Origin of the sequence: Caldimonas sp., from assembly GCF_046291045.1 — a bacterium.
GTDB lineage: Bacteria > Pseudomonadota > Gammaproteobacteria > Burkholderiales > Burkholderiaceae_C > Caldimonas.
This window is the reverse complement of record NZ_JBKBSL010000013.1, coordinates 59,496-79,447: the sequence shown is the minus strand read 5'-3', so window position 1 is coordinate 79,447 and position 19,952 is coordinate 59,496. Positions and strand designations below refer to the sequence as shown.

Sequence of the window (19,952 nt, the reverse complement as noted above, 5' to 3'; positions counted from 1 at the left end):
GCAGGGCTGAGCCCACAAGGCCGGCCCCGGGCGCCGGCATTCCGGGAATCCGGCGGATTCCACATCCTCTTGGCAACTTCTGGCGATAGACAACGATGGCAACGACTCTGGTAGGTTTGGTGGGCTGGCGCGGCATGGTCGGTTCGGTGCTCATGGACCGCATGCGCTCCGAAGGTGATTTCGACCTGATCGAACCGCTGTTTTTCAGCACCAGCAACGCGGGCGGCGCCGCCCCGGACATGGCAAGGAACGAGAAGACGCTGAAGGATGCCTTCGACCTCGAGGCTCTCAGGCGCTGCGACATCATCCTCACCGCCCAGGGCGGCGACTACACCACCGAGGTCTTCCCCAAGCTGCGTGCGGCCGGCTGGAAGGGGCACTGGATCGACGCAGCCTCCACCCTGCGCATGAAGGACGATGCTGTCATCGTCCTCGACCCGGTGAACCTGCCGGTGATCAAGAATGCGCTGGCCCAGGGCGGGCGCAACTGGATCGGCGGCAACTGCACCGTGAGCTGCATGCTGATGGGGGTGGGGGCGCTGTACAAGGCCGGGCTGGTCGAGTGGATGAGCACCATGACCTACCAGGCCGCTTCGGGCGGAGGCGCCCAGCACATGCGCGAGCTGCTCACGCAGTTCGGCACGCTCAACGCCGAAGTGCGTGCCTTGCTGGACGACCCCAAGAGTGCCATCCTCGAGATCGACCGGCGCATCATCGCCAAGCAGCGCAGCCTGTCGGCCGATGAAACGGCCCACTTCGGCGTGCCCCTGGGCGGCTCGCTGATCCCCTGGATCGACAAGGATCTGGGCAACGGGGTGAGCCGCGAGGAATGGAAGGGAGGGGCCGAGACCAACAAGATCTTGGGCATCGGCGAAGGCTTCGGCACGCCGGCGATCCCCGTGGACGGCTTTTGCGTGCGCATCGGCGCGATGCGCTGCCACAGCCAGGCTCTGACCTTCAAGCTGAAGAAAGATGTGCCGCTGGCCGACATCGAGGCGATGATCGCCGCCGACAACGCCTGGGTGAAAGTGGTGCCCAACACCCGAGAGGACACCTTGCGTGACCTCACCCCGGTGGCCGTCACCGGCACGCTGACCATCCCGGTGGGGCGTCTGCGCAAGCTGGCCATGGGGCCGGAGTACCTCGGGGCCTTCACGATCGGCGATCAGCTCCTCTGGGGGGCCGCCGAACCGCTTCGCCGCATGCTGCGCATCCTCATCGAGCAGTGAGGAGCCTCGGGGGTGTGGCGTGTGACCCACAGTTCGTGCAATGTTTCCGGCTATCGGGGCTGGCGGAAATGTCAGCCATTGCATGAGCTTGTCATCGTATCTGCTTGATGCTATTGTGATTTCCGTCTTTCCTGCGGAAAATTCATAAATATCGATGACTCTGCAGGCCTGCTTGCGCGCTAGCGGCTTGTTTCTTTGGGAGACGCCTTGAAACCATCTTCACGTTCCCTAGGGCGTTTCGCTCTGTCCGGGGTGGCTGCGGCCGCCATGTTCCTGGCAGTCGGCCAGGCTGCGGCGCTGGGGCTGGGCCGAGTGACGGTCCAGTCTGCGCTCGGCGAGGCTTTGCGGGCGGAGATCGACATCACCAGTCTCACGCCGGAGGAGGCGGCCAACTTGCAGGTTCGCGTCGCGGCTCCCGATGCCTACCGGGCCGCCGGTGTCGACTACAACGCCGTCCTCACCGGCACGCGCGTGACCCTCGAGCGCCGGCCCGATGGCCGGCCCTACCTGCGGGTGATCAGCGACCGCGCGGTCCAGGAGCCGTTTGTCGATGTGATCCTCGAGCTGTCCTGGACGTCGGGCCGGCTGGTGCGCGAGTACACCTTGCTGCTCGACCCGCCGTCGTCCACGCGTCGGGCGGCCTCGCCGGCGACCGCTCCGATCGTCGGTGCGACACCCTCCGCCCCGGTCAGCCCTCCGGCCGCGACGCCACCGGCCACGGCAGCCCGTCCGGCTGCGCCCGCGCGTGCGGCCACGGCTGCACCGGCGCCCGCCCCGGCGCCGTCGGCCGCGCCGCAAGCCACGACCGGCACGGCAGACCAAGACGAATACCGTGTGCGCCGCGGCGATACGTTGTATGGCATCGCTACGCGCGTCCAGCGCCCGGGCGTTTCGCTCGACCAGATGCTCGTGGCCCTGTTTCAAGCCAACCCCCAGGCCTTCGCCGGCGAGAACATGAATCGCCTGCGTGCGGGGGCTGTGTTGTCCATCCCTGGGGCCGAGCAGGCACAAAGCGTTTCTCCTGGCGAGGCGCGCCAGATCATCCAGGCGCAAAGCGCCGATTTCAATGCCTATCGACAGCGACTGGCTGCCGCGACCCGGCAGACGGCCGCCGAGGAACCGACCCGTCAGGCGTCCGGACGGGTGGAAGCCGAGGTGCAGGACCGTCGTCAGGCCGCTGATGCTCCCCCGGATCGTCTCACGCTGAGCAAGGGAGCCGTGGCAGCAGCCCCTGGTGCGGCCTCGGCCGAGGATCGCATTGCGCAACAGCGTCAGCAGCAGGAGGCCGCCCAGCGTGTGGCGGAGCTGTCGCGCAACGTCGAGGAACTCAAGCGCATTGCGCCGGCCGGCGCTCCGGCGGCGGCGCCCGCACCGGGGCCAGCGGCTTCGCCCGCGGCAGGCGTGAGCGTGCCCGTGGCGGCGGCGCCCGCCCCGGTGGCGTCGGCGAGCGCGCCGGCGGCGACCGCGGCTGCCCAGCCCGAAGCCCCGGCCAGCGCGGCGTCCGAGGCGGTCGGCGCCGCGGTTGCAGCCGCCTCGGAGCCGGCCGCGGCCCAGGCTCCGGCGCCGGTCCCAGCACCGGCCCCGGTACCCACGCCGGCACCGGCCGAGCCCAGCCTCATCGACGACCTGCTGGCCAATCCGCTCACGCTGCCCTTGGCCGGCGGTCTGGTGGCCCTGCTGGTGGGCCTGGGCGTCTACCGTCTGCGCTCGCGGACCAAGAAGGACAGCGGGGAGACGTCTTTCCTTGAGAGTCGTTTGCAGCCGGACTCCTTCTTCGGTGCCAGCGGCGGCCAGCGCGTCGACACCAAGGACGCCACTGGGGCCCCTTCCTCGCTGAGTTATTCGCTGAGCCAGCTCGATGCCATCGGTGACGTCGACCCGGTGGCCGAGGCCGATGTCTACCTCGCCTATGGCCGTGATCTGCAGGCTGAAGAGATTCTCAAGGAAGCCATGCGCGCCAATCCCGAGCGCCTGGCCATCCGCACCAAGCTGCTCGAAGTCTATGCCAAGCGTCGCGACGCCAAGGGCTTTGAACTGCTGGCCACTCAGCTCTATGGCTTGACCGGCGGGCAAGGCGAGGACTGGGCTCGTGCCCAGGAACTGGGCCGCCAGATCGACCCCGACAATGCGCTGTACCAGCCGGGCGGGGCGCCGCCGGATGCCGTCAAGTTGCCCGAGGGCGGGTATGAGCCGCTGGGGGCGAGCACCATGCCCCAGTCGGTGATGCCCACGCCGTCGGCCTATCCCGAGACCCCCAAGGCCCAGGCCGAAGTCGATCTCGACCTGGATTTGCCTTTGGGTGACGAGCCCGCGCCCTCCAGTTTCAACTCCGAGTCGACCCAGCCGCTGGCAGCCGTCCCGGCCGTGCCCGAGCGGACCCCGGCCGAATCCCTGGACCGCGCGGCCCCGGCCTCTCGCGGGGCTGCCTCCGAGATGGACATGGCCTTCGAACTGCCGGAACTGCCCGAGGTGGAGCCAGCCCCGCCGGTCGGCCGCGCCGATGCGCCGAATTCGCGCTCGATGGAGTTCGATCTGGGCGAGTTGTCGCTCGACCTGGGTCCGGCCCCGGCGGCCAAGGCGGGCTCTGAGGCCGCCGACGAACTGGCCGAGCTGGACCTTGGCGATGGGGACACCCCCGGCGATCCAATGGAACGCAAGCTGGAGCTGGCCGAGGAGTTCCGTCAGATCGGTGACCGTGAAGGTGCCCGCGAACTCCTGCAGGAGGTCGTGGCCAATTCCAGCGGGGCACTCAAGGCCAAGGCCCAGAGCATGCTTGCCGAATTGGCCTGAGCACTCCATCCCCCTTGCGGGCCAGGGGCGTGGGTCGCCACCTGGCCCGTTGTCTTTCCGAGCCCCTGAGGCGCCGACCTGGAAACGTTTGCCGTGAGGATCGCACTGGGTGTCAGCTATCGAGGAACGGCCTATCTGGGCTGGCAGAGTCAGCCCAGCGGGCGCACGGTGCAGGACCACCTCGAGCAGGCCTTGGCGCGCTTTGCCGATGCGCCGGTACGTGTGGTCTGTGCCGGGCGCACAGACGCTGGCGTGCACGGGCTCAACCAGGTCGTCCACCTCGACACCGATCGCCGGCGCGAGCCTTTTTCCTGGGTGCGCGGCACCAACACCTTCCTGCCCCACGACATCGCCGTGCAGTGGTGCAGCCCCGTCCCGGCCGACTTCCACGCCCGCAACAGCGCCCGGTCGCGCCGCTATGCCTACGTGCTGCGCGAATCCCCGGTGCGCCCGTCCTTGGACACCGGCTTGGTGGGTTGGGCCTTCCGGCCACTGGATGGACAGGCGATGCGCCGCGCTGCCGCGCATCTGGTCGGCCGGCACGACTTCAGCGCCTTCCGATCGTCGGACTGTCAGGCCCGCAGCCCAGTCAAACACCTCACAGAGATCTCGATCCACCGGCACGGAGCCTACTGGCGCTTCGAGTTCGAAGCCGATGCCTTCCTGCACCACATGGTGCGCAACCTGATGGGATGCCTGATCGCCGTGGGCACCGGCACCCGCGAGCCGGACTGGGTGGCGCGGGTGCTGGCCGGTCGCGACCGCACGCTGGCGGCTCCCACCTTCGCGCCGGATGGCCTGTACTTTCTCGGGCCCCGCTACGATGCACACCTGGGCCTGCCGATGCACACGGCGGCTCACGATTGGCTGCCCGGTGCGGCGGCTCCGGAGGCTCCACGATGACTCTGCCTGCCCAACGCACACGCATCAAGATCTGCGGCCTCACGCGAGAGGCCGATGTCGAGGCGGCGGTGGCTGCCGGGGCCGATGCCATCGGCTTGGTTTTCTATGCCGGCAGCCCCCGACATGTCAGCCTCGAGCAGGCCGTGACGCTGGTGCGCTGTTTGCCGCCGTTCGTCACCCCGGTGGGCTTGTTCGTGAACGCGGCGACCGACGAGGTGCGCCGGGCCTGCGAGGCCATCCCGCAACTGGTGCTGCAGTTCCACGGAGACGAGGCACCGCACGACTGCGAGGCTCTTGGCCGGCCCTACCTGCGCGCCGCTCGCATGGTGCCCGGCTTCGATTTGCTACACTTTGCGCAGCGTTTTGCCACCGCCCAGGCCGTGCTGCTGGATGCGCACGTCGAAGGCTACGGTGGCGGTGGAAAGGTTTTTGATTGGTCACTCATCCCCTCCGGCGTGCCCTGTCCGGTCGTTTTGTCTGGTGGGTTGAATCCTGCAAACGTGACCGATGGGGTGCTTCAGGTCCGGCCCTGGGCCGTTGACGTGAGTTCCGGCGTCGAATCCGCCAAAGGCATCAAGGATGCCGCGGCGATGCGCCGGTTCTGCGAGGCGGTTCGCGAAGCCGATGCGCGCATCGCGGCTGCCGTCGCCTGACCCCTTTCACCTGAAGCCATGTTGAACTACCAGCAACCCGATGCCCGAGGACATTTCGGGCCCTACGGCGGCTCGTTTGTCGCCGAGACGCTCACCCATGCCTTGGATGAACTCAAGGCGGCCTATGAGCGCTACCGCCGCGACCCTGAGTTTCAGGCCGAATTCCGTCGCGAACTGGCTCATTTCGTCGGCCGCCCGAGCCCCGTCTACCACGCCGCCCGCCTGAGCCGCGAGCTGGGCGGTGCGCAGATCTACCTCAAACGCGAGGATCTCAACCACACCGGCGCGCACAAGGTGAACAACACCATCGGGCAGGCCCTGCTGGCGCGTCGCATGGGCAAGCCGCGCGTGATCGCCGAGACGGGCGCGGGCCAGCACGGCGTGGCCACCGCCACGATCTGCGCTCGTTACGGCATGGAGTGCGTGGTGTACATGGGCAGCGAGGACGTCAAGCGCCAGTCGCCCAATGTCTACCGCATGCACCTGCTGGGCGCGACGGTGGTGCCGGTGGAAAGCGGTTCGCGCACCTTGAAGGATGCGCTCAATGAAGCCTTGCGCGACTGGGTCACGCACGTCGAGAACACCTTCTACATCATCGGCACGGTGGCCGGTCCGGCACCGTACCCCGCCATGGTGCGCGATTTCCAGAGCGTGATCGGCCAGGAGTGCCTCGTGCAGATGCCCGAGATGACCGGCCGGCAGCCCGATGCAGTGATCGCCTGTGTGGGCGGCGGCAGCAATGCCATGGGCATTTTCTATCCCTACATCCCGCACGAATCGGTGCGTCTGATCGGCGTCGAGGCGGCCGGGCAGGGGCTGGACACCGGCAAGCATGCGGCGTCGCTGAGCGCGGGCACGCCGGGCGTGCTGCACGGCAACCGCACCTATTTGCTGCAGGACGACAATGGCCAGATCATCGAGACGCATTCGATCTCGGCCGGCCTGGACTACCCCGGCGTGGGCCCCGAGCATGCCTACCTGAAGGACATCGGCCGTGCCGAATACGTGGGGGTGACCGACCAGGACGCGTTGGAGGCTTTCCACCGCCTGTGCCGCACCGAGGGCATCATCCCGGCACTCGAATCCAGCCACGCGGTGGCTTATGCGATGCAACTGGCGCCTACGATGCGTCCGGACCAGACCCTGCTCGTGAACCTGTCGGGCCGGGGCGACAAGGACATCGGCACGGTGGCCGACCTGTCGGGCGCCGAGTTCTACTGCCGTCCGTCCTGCCGGGGCCAGAGTGTCAAGGGCGGCGACGCCCAGGCGATGAAGGGGCCGAAATGAGCCGCATCGCCGCCACCTTCGCCCGTCTGCGCGAGCAGGGCCGCAAGGCCCTCATTCCCTACGTCACCGCCGGCGATCCCTATGCCGACGTCACGCCCGAGCTGATGCTGGCCCTGGCCGAAGCCGGGGCCGACGTGATCGAGCTGGGCGTGCCCTTTTCCGACCCGATGGCCGACGGCCCGGTGATCCAGAGGGCTGCAGAAAGAGCCTTGGCCCGGGGCATCGGCCTGCCCCAGGTGTTCGATCAGGTCCGGGCCTTCCGTGCCCGCAACATGCACACCCCGGTCGTATTGATGGGCTACGCCAACCCCATCGAGCGCTACGACCAGCGGCACGGGGACGGCGCGTTCGTGCAGGCCGCGCGCGAGGCCGGTGTGGATGGCGTGCTGGTGGTGGACTACCCCCCCGAGGAATGTGAAGCCTTTGCTGCCTCCCTGAAATCCCTGGGTCTGGATCCGATCTTCCTGCTGGCGCCAACCTCCACCGACGAGCGCATGCGGCAGGTCGGACAGGTGGCCAGCGGCTACGTGTACTATGTGTCCCTGAAGGGCGTGACCGGCGCCGGCCACCTGGACACCGCTGCGGTGGCGCAGATGCTGCCCCGCATCCGGGAGCACGTGCGCGTGCCGGTGGGCGTGGGGTTCGGCATCCGTGATGCCGAGACTGCCCGGGCCGTCGCCTCGGTTTCCGATGCGGTGGTGATCGGCTCGCGCCTCGTGCAATTGCTGGAAGAACAGCCGCGCGACCGCGTGGTGGCGGCCGGCCGTGAGTTCATCGCGCAGATCCGTGCCGCCCTCGACAGCCTGGAAGGAGTTCATCGATGAGTTGGCTTGAAAAACTGCTGCCCCCGAAGATCCAGCAGACCGACCCGGCCGAGCGCCGTTCGGTGCCGGAAGGGCTGTGGATCAAGTGCCCGTCGTGCGAATCGGTGCTGTACAAGACCGACCTCGAGCAAAACCATTACGTCTGTCCCAAGTGCGCTCACCATCACCGCATCAACGCGCGCGCACGGCTGGACAAGTTCCTCGATGCCGAGGGCCGCTACGAGATTGGCCAAGAGGTCATCCCCGTCGATGCACTGAAGTTCCGCGACAGCAAGAAGTACCCCGACCGCCTGAAAGACGCGCTGGAGACCACGGGCGAGACCGACGCGCTCGTCGTGATGGGCGGTGCTGTGCTGAGCATGCCCGTGGTGGCTGCCTGTTTCGAGTTCGACTTCATGGGCGGCTCCATGGGGTCGGTGGTGGGCGAGCGCTTCGTGCGTGGTGTCGAGACCGCCCTGGAGCAGAAGACCCCCTTCATCTGCTTCACCGCCACCGGCGGCGCGCGCATGCAGGAAGGCCTGCTCAGCCTGATGCAGATGGCCAAGACCAACGCGGCGCTCACCCGTCTGGCCAAGGCCAAGCTGCCCTACATCAGTGTGCTGACCGATCCGACCATGGGCGGCGTGTCGGCCAGCTTCGCCTTCGTCGGCGACGTGGTCATCGCCGAACCGAAGGCGCTCATCGGCTTCGCCGGCCCGCGGGTGATCGAGAACACGGTGCGTGAGAAGTTGCCAGAAGGCTTCCAGCGCTCCGAATTCCTGATGCAAAAGGGCGCACTGGACATGATCGTCGATCGGCGCGAGTTGCGGCCCACGGTGGCCCGCCTGCTGGCCATGCTGCAGCGCCAGCCGGCCGACGCGGTGGCTTAGGGCGCATCCGCCGCGATTGCGGGGCCGGCTTTGTGCCGGCCGTTTGCATGGACACCCAGGCCGTCGGGGTCTCTGTCGGCCCCTTACCATCGTCCCATGAACTCCCCCACCACCCTGGCCGACTGGTTGGCGCACTGCGAGCGCCTGCATCCCAGCACGATCGATCTCACGCTCGAGCGTGTGCAGGCCGTGGCTGCCCGGTTGAACCTGCGCTTCGACTGCCCCGTCGTCACCGTGGCCGGCACCAACGGCAAAGGCTCGACCTGCGCCATGCTGGAGGCCATCGCACTGCAGGCGGGCTATCGCACCGGCGTCTACACCTCGCCTCATCTCGTGCATTTCGAGGAACGCTGCCGCCTGCGCGGCGAGGTGGTGACCGCCGAGGCCCTGCTGCCGCATTTCGAGGCGGTGGAAGCCGCCCGCGACGGCCAGAGCCTGACCTACTTCGAGTTCACCACCCTGGCGATCCTGCGGCTGCTGTCGCATGCAGCGCTGGACCTCGTGGTGCTGGAGGTGGGCCTGGGTGGACGCCTGGATGCCGTCAACGTCATCGATGCCGACTGTGCCGTCATCACCAGCATCGACCTCGACCACATGGACTACCTGGGTCCCGACCGCGAAAGCATCGGGCGCGAAAAGGCGGGCATCATGCGCGCCGGCCGTCCGGTGGTGGTCAGCGATCCCATGCCGCCGCGCAGCGTGATCGAGCAGGCTCAGGCCCTGGGGGCCGACCTGCACCTGTTCGGGCGGGACTTCCGCTACAGCGGCGATCGCCAGCAGTGGAACTGGTCGGGCCGCCGTCGCCGCTACAACGCGATGGCCTACCCCGCGCTGCGAGGCGCCAATCAGTTGCTCAATGCCTCCGGCGTGCTGGCAGCCTTCGAGACCCTGCACGAGCGCTTGCCCATCAATGCCCAGGCCGTGCGCAATGGCTTGGCGATGGTCGAGTTGCCCGGGCGATTCCAGATCGTGCCTGGCCAGCCCACGCTGGTGCTGGACGTGGCCCACAACCCGCACGCGGTGGCCACACTGGCCGAGAACCTCGACCAGATGGGCTTCTTCCCGCGCACGCATGCCGTGTTCGGCGCGATGGCCGACAAGGACGTGAACGCCATCCTGCAGCGCATGCACGCGCTGGTCGATGCCTGGTATTTCACCGACCTGCCCACGGGCCGGGCCCTGCCCGGCGCCGATCTGCTGCGCCGCTGGCAAGCCCTGCCGGCGCGCGCGCCGGCGCAGGGGGTTGCTTCAGCGCATGCCTCGCCGTCGGAGGCCTTGCAGGCTGCGCTGTCTGCTGCGGACCCGGCTGATAGAATCGTGGTCTTCGGGTCTTTCTTCACTGTCGGGGGTGTGCTGCAGGGTGGCCTGCCCCGGCTGTCGGCCCGGCACCTGGGCTGAAGCGGCCTGGATGGCCGGCGGGCCGGCGTTCCCACCATCCGAGACGCATGGGTCTGCTCTCCTACTTCAAGCGTGCCGCAGCCTCGGCCGAGGCCCCTTCGGCGTCGTCCCGCCAGGATGACACGATCGAACAGGCTCGTGCCCGAGCCCGGCACCGCCTCATCGGGGCCGTGGTGCTGGTGGGAGTGGCGGTGATCGGCTTTCCTTTACTGTTCGAGACCGAGCCGCGTCCGGTCCCCACCGATTTGCCGATCGAGATTCCGGCCAAAGACGCACCGATGGTGCGCGCACCGGCACCCTCGCCAGCGCCGGCCGCCTCCGTGCCGCAGCCCCCGGAGCCAGTAGGGGTCGAGGAGCGTGCGGCCGATGTCGGCCGCGAAGTGTCCGTTCCCCAGCCTCCCGTCGCGCCCCCCCCGGCATCCGCCGCGCTCGCGCAGCCACGCATGCCCGCAGTCTCCACACCCAGCCAGGCCCCGGCGCCCGCTCGCGACAACACCGAAGCGGAGGCTGCCAGGGCCCGGGCTCTGCTCGAGGGGCGCCCTGCCGCACAGGCGGATGAGGCGCCTGCGCGTTACGTGGTGCAGGTTGGCGCCTATAGCGAGACGGCCAGCGCCCGCGAGGTGCGGGCCAAGGTCGAGAAGCTCGGATTCAAGACCTACACCCAAGTGGTCGACACGGCGGCGGGGCAGCGCATCCGCGTGCGGGTGGGCCCCTTTGCCTCACGTGAAAAGGCCCAGCAGGCCGCCGACAGGCTCAAGGCCGCTGGCCTGCCCGGTGCGGTGCTCACGCTGTAAGCCATGGACACCATCGGCTGGGTCGACATCGCCTTCGTTGCGCTGCTGTTGGTGTCGGTGGTGCTGGGCCTCGTGCGCGGCCTGGTTTTCGAGGTGCTGGCCCTGGCCGGTTGGGTGGTGGCCTTCTTTGCCGCGCAGTGGATCACGCCGCAGTGGAGCGCGGCGGTGCCCATCGGCACCCCTGGGTCGATGGTCAACCACGTCAGCACCTTTGCGATCGTTTTCGTGGCCACGCTTTTCGTCTGGGGCCTGCTGGCCTGGTTGGTCAAGAAGCTGGTCCACGCCAGTGCGCTCAGTGTGCTCGACCGGCTCTTGGGTGCCGCTTTCGGCTTGGTGCGCGGCGTGCTGATCGCCTTGGTGGTGGCCTTGCTCGTGACCTGGACGCCGCTGGCGCGCAGTGAACCCTGGCGCGCGTCGCATGGGGCGGCGCTGCTGCAGGAAATGATCCAGGGCCTCAAGCCCCTCATGCCCCGCGAGCTGGCCGACCGGCTCGCACCCCGTTGAATTGTCTGGAAGGTAAACCATGTGCGGCATCGTGGGCGTCATCTCGAAGACGCCGGTCAACCAGCTCATCTACGACGCGCTGCTGTTGCTTCAGCACCGCGGTCAGGACGCGGCGGGCATCGTCACGGCGATGGACACCAAGTTCTTCATGCACAAGGCGCGCGGCATGGTGCGAGATGTCTTCCGCACCCGCAACATGCGGGCACTGCCCGGCACCGTAGGGTTGGGCCAAGTGCGCTACCCCACGGCCGGCAACGCCTACAGCGAGGAAGAAGCGCAACCCTTCTACGTGAACGCGCCCTTCGGCCTGGTGCTCGTGCACAACGGCAACCTCACCAACGCCCATGCGCTGCGCAAGGAGCTCTTCGCCATCGACCGGCGCCATCTCAACACCGAGAGCGATTCCGAGGTGCTGCTCAACGTGCTGGCCCATGAGCTGGAGCTGGCTGCGCGCGACTTGCCCCTCACGCCGCAGGAGATCTTCAAGGCGGTGCGCGGTGTACACAAGCGCATCAAGGGTTCGTATGCGGTGGTTTGCCTCATCGCCGGCTATGGCCTGCTGGCTTTCCGTGATCCCTATGGCATCCGCCCGCTGTGCTATGGCCAGGCCGACCTGCCCGAGGGCCCCGAGGTGATGGTGGCCAGCGAGTCGGTGGCGCTGGAAGGCACGGGCCACCGCTTCATCCGCGACGTGGCACCGGGCGAGGCGATCTTCATCGACCTGGACGGCCGGGTGCATGCCCAGCAGTGCGCCGAGCATCCAAGCTTGAATCCCTGCGTCTTCGAGTTCGTCTATCTGGCCCGTCCCGATTCCATCATCGACGGCATCTCGGTCTACCAGGCCCGGCTCAACATGGGCGAGACGCTCGCCCAGCGAGTCATCTCGACCATGCCGCCCAGCGAGATCGACGTGGTGATTCCGATCCCGGAATCCAGTCGGCCGTCGGCCATGCAGCTCGCGCAGAAGATCGGCAAGCCCTACCGAGAAGGTTTTGTGAAGAACCGCTACGTGGGGCGCACCTTCATCATGCCGGGGCAGGCCGTGCGCCGCAAATCCGTGCGCCAGAAGCTCAACGCCATGCCTCAGGAGTTCAAGGGCCGTAACGTGCTGCTGGTGGATGATTCCATCGTGCGCGGCAACACCTCGCGCGAGATCGTGCAGATGGCCCGTGAGGCGGGTGCGCGCAGGGTCTACATGGCTTCGGCGGCACCACCGGTGCGCTACCCCAACGTCTATGGCATCGACATGCCCACCAAGAGCGAGCTGATCGCGCATGGCCGCAGCATCGAGGAGATCCGCGAGTTCATCGGCGCCGACGCGCTCATCTACCAGGACGTGGCGGCGATGAAAAAGGCCGTGGGCTCGCTCAACACCGGCATCGACGGCTTGGAGGCCTCCTGCTTCGACGGGCACTACATTACCGGCGACGTCAGTGCCGAGGACTTCGCCGCCATCGAGACCCAGCGCAGCTCGCAGGGCGAGGAAGAGGAATCCGGCCGCACTCGCCTGGCGCTGCAAAGCGCCGGCGACGCCTGAAGGGGAGGGGTGATGAGCGACAAGCCTGGCCTTCCGCGTGTGGACCTGCCGCCCGACGCCCGCCTGGACACTCTGGCGGTGCGTGAGGGCCTGCCGGCCACGCCCTGGGGCGAGAACTCCGAGGCGCTCTTCCTCACCAGCAGCTTCGTGCACCCTGATGCCGCCACGGCGGCCGCGCGTTTCGCGAACGAGGAAGAAGCCTTCGTCTACACCCGCTTCACCAATCCCACCACGATGATGATGGAGCGGCGGCTGGCTGCCCTGGAAGGGGCCGAGGCCTGCATCGCCACCTCCAGCGGCATGGCAGCCATCTTGCTGCTCGTGATGGGCCTGCTCAAGGCGGGAGATCACATCATCTGCTCGCAAAGCGTCTTTGGCTCGACCATCAAGCTGCTGGGCACAGAGATGGCCAAGTTCGGCGTCGAGACCACCTTCGTCTCCCAGACCGACGTGGCCCAGTGGCGGACGGCGATCAAGCCCAACACGAAGCTGCTCTTTGCCGAGACCCCCACGAACCCGCTCACCGAGGTCTGCGACATCCCTGCACTGGCCGACATCGCCCACGGTGCCGGTGCCTGGCTGGCCGTGGACAACTGCTTTTGCTCGCCGGCCCTGCAGCAGCCCCTGCGGCTCGGGGCCGATTTCGTCATCCATTCGGGCACCAAGTACCTCGACGGCCAGGGGCGTGTGATCGCCGGGGCCGTTTGCGGTCCGCAAGCCGAGATCGAGGGCAAGCTCGTGCCCTTGATGCGCAGTGCCGGCATGTGCCTGTCGCCCTTCAATGCCTGGGTGGTGCTCAAGGGCCTGGAAACCCTGTCCATCCGCATGAGGGCCCAAAGCGAGCGTGCCCTAGCGCTGGCGCAATGGCTCGAGATGCACCCGCAGGTCGAGCGCGTCTACTACCCCGGGCTGGCCTCGCACCCGCAGCACGACTTGGCCATGCGCCAGCAGAACGGGCAGGGCGGGGCGGTGCTGTCCTTCATCGTGAAAGGCCAGGCCCAGGGCGGGCCCGCCTTGGCGCGCCGGCACGCCTTCCATGTGATCGACAGCACCCGAATTTGCTCGATTACCGCGAACCTCGGCGACACCAAGACCACCATCACCCACCCGTCCAGCACCTCGCACGGGCGCCTGAGCGAGGACCAGCGCTTGGCCGCCGGCATCACGCAAGGCTTGATCCGCGTGGCCGTGGGTCTGGACGATGTCGAAGACCTCAAAGCCGACCTGCAGCGCGGCCTCGATACCCTGACCGCATGACCCAAGTCCGCACCCGCTTCGCCCCGTCCCCGACGGGCTTCATCCACCTGGGCAACATCCGCTCGGCCCTCTACCCCTGGGCCTTCGCGCGGGCCAACCAGGGTGTGTTCATTCTGCGCATTGAAGACACCGACCTCGAACGCTCCTCCCAAGCGGCCGTCGATGTCATCCTCGAAGGGATGAAATGGTTGGGTCTGGACCCGGACGAAGGTCCGTACTTCCAGATGCAGCGCATGGACCGCTACAAGGCCGTGATCTCGCAGATGCTGGCGCAAGGCCTGGCCTACCGCTGCTACATGACTCCGGCCGAACTGGACGCGCTGCGCGAGCGCCAAATGGCCGCCAAGCTCAAACCCCGCTACGACGGCACCTGGCGCCCCGAGCCGGGCAAGACCCTGCCGCCCGTGCCCGAGGGCGTGCAGCCGGTGATCCGATTCAAGAACCCCCTCGGCGGGGCCGTGGTATGGGACGACAAGGTCAAGGGCCGCATCTCGATCAGCAATGAAGAGCTTGACGACCTGGTGATCGCCCGGCCCGACGGCACACCCACCTACAACTTCTGTGTGGTGGTGGACGACATCGACATGGGAATCACCCATGTGATCCGCGGCGACGACCACGTGAACAACACGCCGCGCCAGATCAATATCTTCCGCGCGCTCGGCAAGGAGCCGCCGGTGTATGCCCACCTGCCCACCGTGCTGAACGAGCAGGGCGAGAAGATGAGCAAGCGCAACGGCGCCAAGCCCGTAACGCAGTACCGCGACGAGGGCTATCTGCCCGACGCGATGATCAACTACCTTGCGCGCCTGGGCTGGAGCCATGGTGATGATGAGATCTTCACGCGAGAACAGTTCCTGCAGTGGTTCGACCTGGACCATCTGGGCAAGAGTGCGGGTCAGTTCGACGAGGCCAAGCTGCGCTGGGTGAATGCTCAGCATCTCAAAATGACCCAGGACGTGAAGCTCGTGCCCCTGGTGCGCGAGCAACTCGCGCGCTTGGGCCTGCACGCCGGCGACGACGCGACCCTGGCGCGCATGTGCGGCTTGTTCAAGGACCGCTGCGCCACCACGGTGGAGCTGGCGCAGTGGTTGGCGATGTACTTCGCGCCGGTGCAGCCTGCTCCTGAGGATCTGACCGTCCACGTGACCGCGGCCGTGAAACCCGCGCTGCGGGCGCTGCGAGACAAGCTCTCGTCCGTGGCCTGGGAGAAGGCAGCTCTCCAGCAGGCCATCAAGGACACCATCGCCGCGCATGGCCTGAAGATGCCGCAACTGGCCATTCCCGTGCGCGTGCTGGTGTGTGGCCGGGCCCAGACGCCCTCGATCGATGCGGTGCTCGAACTCTTCGATCGATCGACCGTGCTCGAGCGCTTGCACGTCTGAGAAATTTCGGTATATACTTTCAGTCTCGCTTGAACGGCGCGACGCAAACAGAAATCAGCGATGATTTCTGGCACCTCGATGGGGGTATAGCTCAGCTGGGAGAGCGCTTGCATGGCATGCAAGAGGTCAGCGGTTCGATCCCGCTTACCTCCACCAACTCGGGTGGCGCGCGGTTCAAGTTGGCGAAGATTTCAGTCCCCTTCGTCTAGAGGCCTAGGACACGACCCTTTCACGGTTGTAACAGGGGTTCGAATCCCCTAGGGGACGCCAAGTTTGGCGGTGCTTGTCGCAGCAATGCGAGAAACCCGCTACCGACGCGGAGTGGTAGTTCAGTCGGTTAGAATACCGGCCTGTCACGCCGGGGGTCGCGGGTTCGAGTCCCGTCCACTCCGCCAAAATAAGTCCAAACGGGGCAATCATCGAGCGATGGTTGCCCCGTTTTCACTTTGGCGGTGTCCGGCCTGTCCGTGGGTTCACTGCCGCGTGAAGCAGCCCTGATCCGAGAGTCTGGCCAGGCTGGATTCGACGGTGGCTAGCGTGGGCAGGATTGACGGCGTCTGATCGCCCAACAGGCACAGGACCGTTTCGCTCTTTTTGCCCCAGACGACGGCGGAGCGGGTGCCGGTGATGGTCGTGAACTCGCCCCAGTTCGCTGCCACCCGTTCATTCGACTCCGACCGCGAGAACACGACATCTCCCAGGCGCGAAGGCCCAGTTGTGGTCCCCGGGCCTGTGCAGTTCGCGTTCGGGTAGGACACCACCCCCTGGGAGTAGGCGATGCTGGTGCTGGTCAGGGCCGCCGCCCGCACCAGGCGCTTGAACGATTGTGCTCCCACGGCGGTGCAGCCGTTTTCGAGCCAATCCCCAACCAATCCGGGCACACCGGGCGTCAGCGGCGCAGTGCCCGCTTCGATCGCTGGCGTTCGGACGATCGCCCCTTGCGATGCGCCCCGGCCTTGCGCTGTTGCATGGGTGCCACCAGTGGATTGCGGGGCTTGGGAGCGGGGATGCGCCCCTTGCGCTTGCGGACCGAGGTCATGGCTTGGCCGGGGCCTGCACCTGGTCGATCACGGTCTTGGCGGCGCGGAAGCCTTCGATGGCGGCGGGAAAGCCGCAGTAGATGGCCGAGTGCAGCATCATCTCCTTCAGCTCCTCGACGGTGACGCCATTGTTCAGCGCGCCGCGCACATGGCCTTCGAGTTCCTGGCGCTTGCCCAGGGCCACGAGCATGGCCACGGTGATCATGCTGCGCGTCTTCGGGTCCAGGCCGGCCCGGGGCCACACCGTGCCCCAGGCCAGCGAAGTGACGAGCTGCTGCAGTTCGGCGTGAAAGTCGTCGGCGTTGGCAAAGGCTCGTTCGACGAAGTCGGTGCCCATCACGCGCTGGCGCATGGCCAGGCCGTCGCGGAAGGCGTCGCGGCTGAGGTTGAGCGTGAGGTCGGCGGTGGCGGGGTCGGGGATGTGGCTCATGGTGGTGGCGAATCGGCGGATCAGGGCGCCGATTCTCGCTCAGGTGCCTGGGGCAGAACCTTAGGCTTGCCGCGCGGGATCAGGCCCGTGACAAGGGCCGTGCCCACCAGGATGACGGCGCTGCCTGCCAGCATGGCTGGCGTCACGGCTTCGTCGAGGAAGCTCCAGCCCCACAGTACTGCAAACGCCGGGATCAGGAAGGTCACGGTGATGGTGTTGGTGGGCCCCACGCGGCTCATCAGCCGGAAGTAGAGGATGTAGGCCAGCCCGGTGCACACGAGGGCCAGTGCCAGGGCCGAGGCCCAGGCGCTGGCCGAGGGCATGGTTTCGGGCCACCACCACCAGGCCGGCAGCAGCAGCGCCAGCGTGGCACCGAGCTGGGTGCCGGTGGCCACGGCCAGCGGCGGAACGCCGGCCAAGCGGCGTTTGGTGTAGCTGGCTGCAAACCCGTAGCACAGGGCGGCGGCAAGGCAGGCCAGTACGGCCCAGCCGGTGGCCCCGCCGGGTGCCTCCGGGCGAAAGCTCGCCTTGTCCCAGGCCAGACCCACCACCCCGGCGAATCCGATCGCCAGGCCGAGCACCCGCGGCCAGGTGAGCCGATCCTTCAGCCACAGCCACGCGATCAGCGCGCCAAAGAGCGGCGTGGTGGCGTTGAAGATGGAAGATAGGCCCGCGGTGATGCTCAACGCCGCATAGCTGAAGCCCAGGAAGGGCAGTGCACTGGTGAACAGGCCCGCAACGAAGAGTGGCGCCGCGCGGCGCGGCAGCCAGGCGGCCTGTCCGCGCCAGGCCAGCAGCGGCAGCAGGAAGAGGGCGGCACCGGCCACCCGCACGGCCACCAGGGCGATCGGGCCGAAGGGGCCCGCCGCCAGGCGCATGAAGAGGAAGGACGCGCCCCAGATGGCGGCCAGGAGCACGAGTTCGGTGAGATCGCGGGGCTTCATGCGGCCAGCACCCCTTCGAGGCGAAGCAATGCGACCTTGCGCTCCAGGCCGCCGGCGTAGCCGGTGAGGCTGCCGTCGCTGCCCAGGATGCGATGGCAGGGCACGAGGATGGACACCGGGTTGCGCCCCACGGCCGCCCCCACCGCCCGCACGGCCTGCGGGCGGCCGATGCGATCGGCCAGGCCGCGGTAGCTCAGCGTGTGCCCGCGGGGCACCTTCAGCAAGGCCAGCCAGACCTCGCGCTGGAAGGGCGTGCCGTGCAGATCCAGGGGCAGGTTCCAGGCCAGGGTCCCGTCCCGCCAGTAGTTGGCGAGTGTGGCCTCGGCCGCCCTAAGCAAGGGGTCGTCGTCACGCAGGGGCGCGTCGAGGGTGTCCGGGGTGTCCTTCTGGCCTTCGGCGAACCACAGGCCAGCCAGGCCGGCGGCGGTGCGTGCGGCCCAGATCGTGCCCAGGGGGGAAGCCCAGCGGCGCTGCGCGGTGTAGGGAATGTTCATCATGACAGCGGTGAAAGAGTGGGTGTGGGGCAGAGCGAAGCCCACAGGCGGATCACGGCGTAGGCCCGCCACGGGCGCCAGCCCTCGGCCAGTTGCTCGGCCTCGCGCATCGAGCAGGGGCGCCCGAGCCACTGCGTCAGGGCCTTGAGCACGGCCACATCGCCGGGCGGGAAGGCGTCGGGCCACCCCAGCGCGCGCATGGCGATGTAGTGGGCCGTCCAGGGGCCGATGCCGGGCAGGGCCTGCAGCGCCTGGACGGCTGTCGGGAGCGGGTCGCCCGGGCTCCCCAGGGCGGGGGCCTGGAGCAGGGGGCTCAGTGTGGGCCACGCACGGGCCAGGGCGCCGATGGCGCCCACCCGCTGTCGCACCAGGCCCAGGCGACCCAGGGCGTCCGGCGCCGCCTCGGCCAGGCGCTCCGGCCGGGGGAAGCAGCGTCGCACCTCGGGCCAGGGGCTGTCGACGGGCTCCCCATAGGCGTCCACCAGCCGGGTGGCCAGCGTGCGGGCCGCCGCAACGCTGACCTGCTGCCCGAGCACGGCGCGCACGGCCAGCTCGAAGGGGTCGAGCGCGCCCGGCAGGCGCATGCCGGGATGGGGCAGATCCTTCAGGCGCGCATCGACCTGCTCGGGCTGGGCGTCCAGGTCCAGCCAGCGGCGCACGGCCGGCAGCAGGGTGCTGCTGGCGGCCACCAGGGAGGGTGAGAGCTGAAGCTCGACCCGGGCATGCGGCGCATCGAAGCGCACGGCCAGCCAGCCGCTCAGCCAGCGGCCATCCTGCGTGGGATGGGGCCAGTGCAGGCTGCGGCGCCACCCCTGCGGGGCCGGCGCTTCGACCCCGGGGATGGCCCGCTGCGCCAGGAAGGCCCACAGCGCGGCCGGGTCGTGCGGCGGCCGGTAGGCCAGGCGCAACACCGGGCCCTGCGGCTCCGGCGCCGTCGGACGCTGGCGCCGCAGCTCGGTGGGTTGCAGGCGGTAATGTTCGGCGAAGGCGGCATGAAAGCGCCGCAGACTGCCGAAGCCGCTGGCCAGGGCCACGTCGGTCACCGCAAGGTCGGTGTCGGTCAGCAACTGCTTGGCCAGCAGCAATCGGCGGGTCTGCAGATATTGCAGGGGGGTGACTCCATGCTCGGCCTGGAAGATGCGGCGCAGATGGCGGTCGCTGATGCCCAGCCGTTGGGCCAGCTGGGCCACATGGGGCCCATCGGGCAGGCCGGCCTGCGTGTCGAGCCAGGCCGAGGCCTGGCGGGCCAGGGTGCGCGAGGCATCCATCACCGTCCAGGACAGGCGCTGGCCCGGCGCCACTTCCGGGCGGCATTTCAGGCAGGGGCGGAAACGCGCCGCTTCGGCCTGGGCCGCACTTTCGAAGAAGCGGCAATTGCGCTGCAGCGGCGTGCGCACACGACACACCGGGCGGCAGTAGATGCCGGTGGAAGTGACACCCACGAAGAGCTGCCCGTCGAAGCGGGCATCGCGCGATCGCAAGGCGGCGTAGGCGGCGTTGTCATCCAGCATGCAGCCATTATGGGCGGCGCCCGGTGCAGGGCTCGCCGTTTTCGGACATGTGGTCGAGCCCGATGGCGACCCTCCCTACAATGGACGATTGGACCAGACCGGA

18 protein-coding genes and 3 tRNA genes are annotated in these 19,952 nt (G+C 68.1%); 16 read left to right on the top strand and 5 right to left on the bottom strand.

Going from position 1 to position 19,952, the window contains the following annotated elements; genetic code table 11:
* Nucleotides 1-95 precede the first annotated feature (95 nt).
* From asd to ACK4ZD_RS06790, 16 genes are all read left to right on the top strand, one after another.
* Nucleotides 96-1,229, top strand: coding sequence for an aspartate-semialdehyde dehydrogenase (gene asd / locus ACK4ZD_RS06865; protein WP_409659931.1), 1,134 nt, complete (start codon nt 96-98; stop codon nt 1,227-1,229).
* Between the two features lie 267 nt (nt 1,230-1,496).
* Entirely contained in the window at nt 1,497-4,019 is a 2,523-nt protein-coding gene (locus ACK4ZD_RS06860) for a FimV/HubP family polar landmark protein (RefSeq protein WP_409659929.1), read from the top strand.
* A gap of 93 nt (nt 4,020-4,112) precedes the next feature.
* Nucleotides 4,113-4,922, top strand: coding sequence for a tRNA pseudouridine(38-40) synthase TruA (truA, locus tag ACK4ZD_RS06855; RefSeq protein ID WP_409659927.1), 810 nt, complete (start codon nt 4,113-4,115; stop codon nt 4,920-4,922).
* The gene (locus tag ACK4ZD_RS06850) at nt 4,919-5,575 is read left to right on the top strand and encodes a phosphoribosylanthranilate isomerase (RefSeq protein WP_409659925.1); all 657 of its coding nucleotides are present in this window, start codon (nt 4,919-4,921) and stop codon (nt 5,573-5,575) included. Before truA ends, ACK4ZD_RS06850 begins: the two co-directional genes overlap by 4 nt.
* 18 nt (nt 5,576-5,593) lie before the next feature.
* A complete protein-coding gene (gene trpB / locus ACK4ZD_RS06845; RefSeq protein WP_409659923.1) occupies nt 5,594-6,862 on the top strand; it encodes a tryptophan synthase subunit beta in 1,269 nt (422 codons plus the stop codon).
* Complete coding sequence (gene trpA / locus ACK4ZD_RS06840) at nt 6,859-7,686, top strand: tryptophan synthase subunit alpha (protein WP_409659922.1); 828 nt, start codon at nt 6,859-6,861, stop codon at nt 7,684-7,686. The genes trpB and trpA overlap by 4 nt, the downstream gene beginning before the upstream one ends.
* Entirely contained in the window at nt 7,683-8,555 is an 873-nt protein-coding gene (gene accD, locus ACK4ZD_RS06835; protein ID WP_409659920.1) for an acetyl-CoA carboxylase, carboxyltransferase subunit beta, read from the top strand. Before trpA ends, accD begins: the two co-directional genes overlap by 4 nt.
* 96 nt (nt 8,556-8,651) lie before the next feature.
* Nucleotides 8,652-9,953 carry a bifunctional tetrahydrofolate synthase/dihydrofolate synthase gene (gene folC, locus ACK4ZD_RS06830; RefSeq protein WP_409659919.1) on the top strand — a complete coding sequence of 434 codons (1,302 nt, stop codon included), beginning with the start codon at nt 8,652-8,654 and terminating at the stop codon, nt 9,951-9,953.
* 47 nt (nt 9,954-10,000) lie between these two features.
* Entirely contained in the window at nt 10,001-10,747 is a 747-nt protein-coding gene (locus ACK4ZD_RS06825; protein ID WP_409659917.1) for an SPOR domain-containing protein, read from the top strand.
* A gap of 3 nt (nt 10,748-10,750) precedes the next feature.
* The gene (locus ACK4ZD_RS06820) at nt 10,751-11,251 is read left to right on the top strand and encodes a CvpA family protein (protein ID WP_409659915.1); all 501 of its coding nucleotides are present in this window, start codon (nt 10,751-10,753) and stop codon (nt 11,249-11,251) included.
* 19 nt (nt 11,252-11,270) lie between these two features.
* Complete coding sequence (gene purF / locus ACK4ZD_RS06815; RefSeq protein ID WP_409659914.1) at nt 11,271-12,788, top strand: amidophosphoribosyltransferase; 1,518 nt, start codon at nt 11,271-11,273, stop codon at nt 12,786-12,788.
* A 12-nt stretch (nt 12,789-12,800) separates the two neighbouring features.
* The gene (locus ACK4ZD_RS06810; protein WP_409659912.1) at nt 12,801-14,045 is read left to right on the top strand and encodes an O-succinylhomoserine sulfhydrylase; all 1,245 of its coding nucleotides are present in this window, start codon (nt 12,801-12,803) and stop codon (nt 14,043-14,045) included.
* Nucleotides 14,042-15,430, top strand: coding sequence for a glutamate--tRNA ligase (gene gltX, locus ACK4ZD_RS06805; protein ID WP_409659910.1), 1,389 nt, complete (start codon nt 14,042-14,044; stop codon nt 15,428-15,430). Before ACK4ZD_RS06810 ends, gltX begins: the two co-directional genes overlap by 4 nt.
* Before the next feature lie 80 nt (nt 15,431-15,510).
* Nucleotides 15,511-15,586, top strand: a tRNA-Ala gene (locus tag ACK4ZD_RS06800).
* Nucleotides 15,587-15,624: 38 nt separating this feature from the next.
* Nucleotides 15,625-15,700, top strand: a tRNA-Glu gene (locus ACK4ZD_RS06795).
* Between the two features lie 48 nt (nt 15,701-15,748).
* Nucleotides 15,749-15,825, top strand: a tRNA-Asp gene (locus ACK4ZD_RS06790).
* 78 nt (nt 15,826-15,903) lie between these two features.
* Here the strand turns inward: ACK4ZD_RS06790 and ACK4ZD_RS06785 are convergent.
* The 5 genes from ACK4ZD_RS06785 to ACK4ZD_RS06765 all read right to left on the bottom strand — a co-directional run bounded on the left by ACK4ZD_RS06785 (nt 15,904) and on the right by ACK4ZD_RS06765 (nt 19,849).
* A complete protein-coding gene (locus ACK4ZD_RS06785; RefSeq protein WP_409659908.1) occupies nt 15,904-16,311 on the bottom strand; it encodes a hypothetical protein in 408 nt (135 codons plus the stop codon).
* 154 nt (nt 16,312-16,465) lie between these two features.
* Nucleotides 16,466-16,900, bottom strand: a complete 435-nt coding sequence (locus ACK4ZD_RS06780) for a carboxymuconolactone decarboxylase family protein (RefSeq protein WP_409659907.1) — start codon at nt 16,898-16,900, stop codon at nt 16,466-16,468.
* A 20-nt stretch (nt 16,901-16,920) separates the two neighbouring features.
* Nucleotides 16,921-17,844, bottom strand: coding sequence for a DMT family transporter (locus tag ACK4ZD_RS06775; protein WP_409659905.1), 924 nt, complete (start codon nt 17,842-17,844; stop codon nt 16,921-16,923).
* Nucleotides 17,841-18,341, bottom strand: a complete 501-nt coding sequence (locus tag ACK4ZD_RS06770) for a methylated-DNA--[protein]-cysteine S-methyltransferase (RefSeq protein WP_409659903.1) — start codon at nt 18,339-18,341, stop codon at nt 17,841-17,843. The genes ACK4ZD_RS06775 and ACK4ZD_RS06770 overlap by 4 nt, the downstream gene beginning before the upstream one ends.
* A complete protein-coding gene (locus ACK4ZD_RS06765; protein ID WP_409659901.1) occupies nt 18,338-19,849 on the bottom strand; it encodes an Ada metal-binding domain-containing protein in 1,512 nt (503 codons plus the stop codon). The genes ACK4ZD_RS06770 and ACK4ZD_RS06765 overlap by 4 nt, the downstream gene beginning before the upstream one ends.
* Nucleotides 19,850-19,952: the final 103 nt, after the last annotated feature.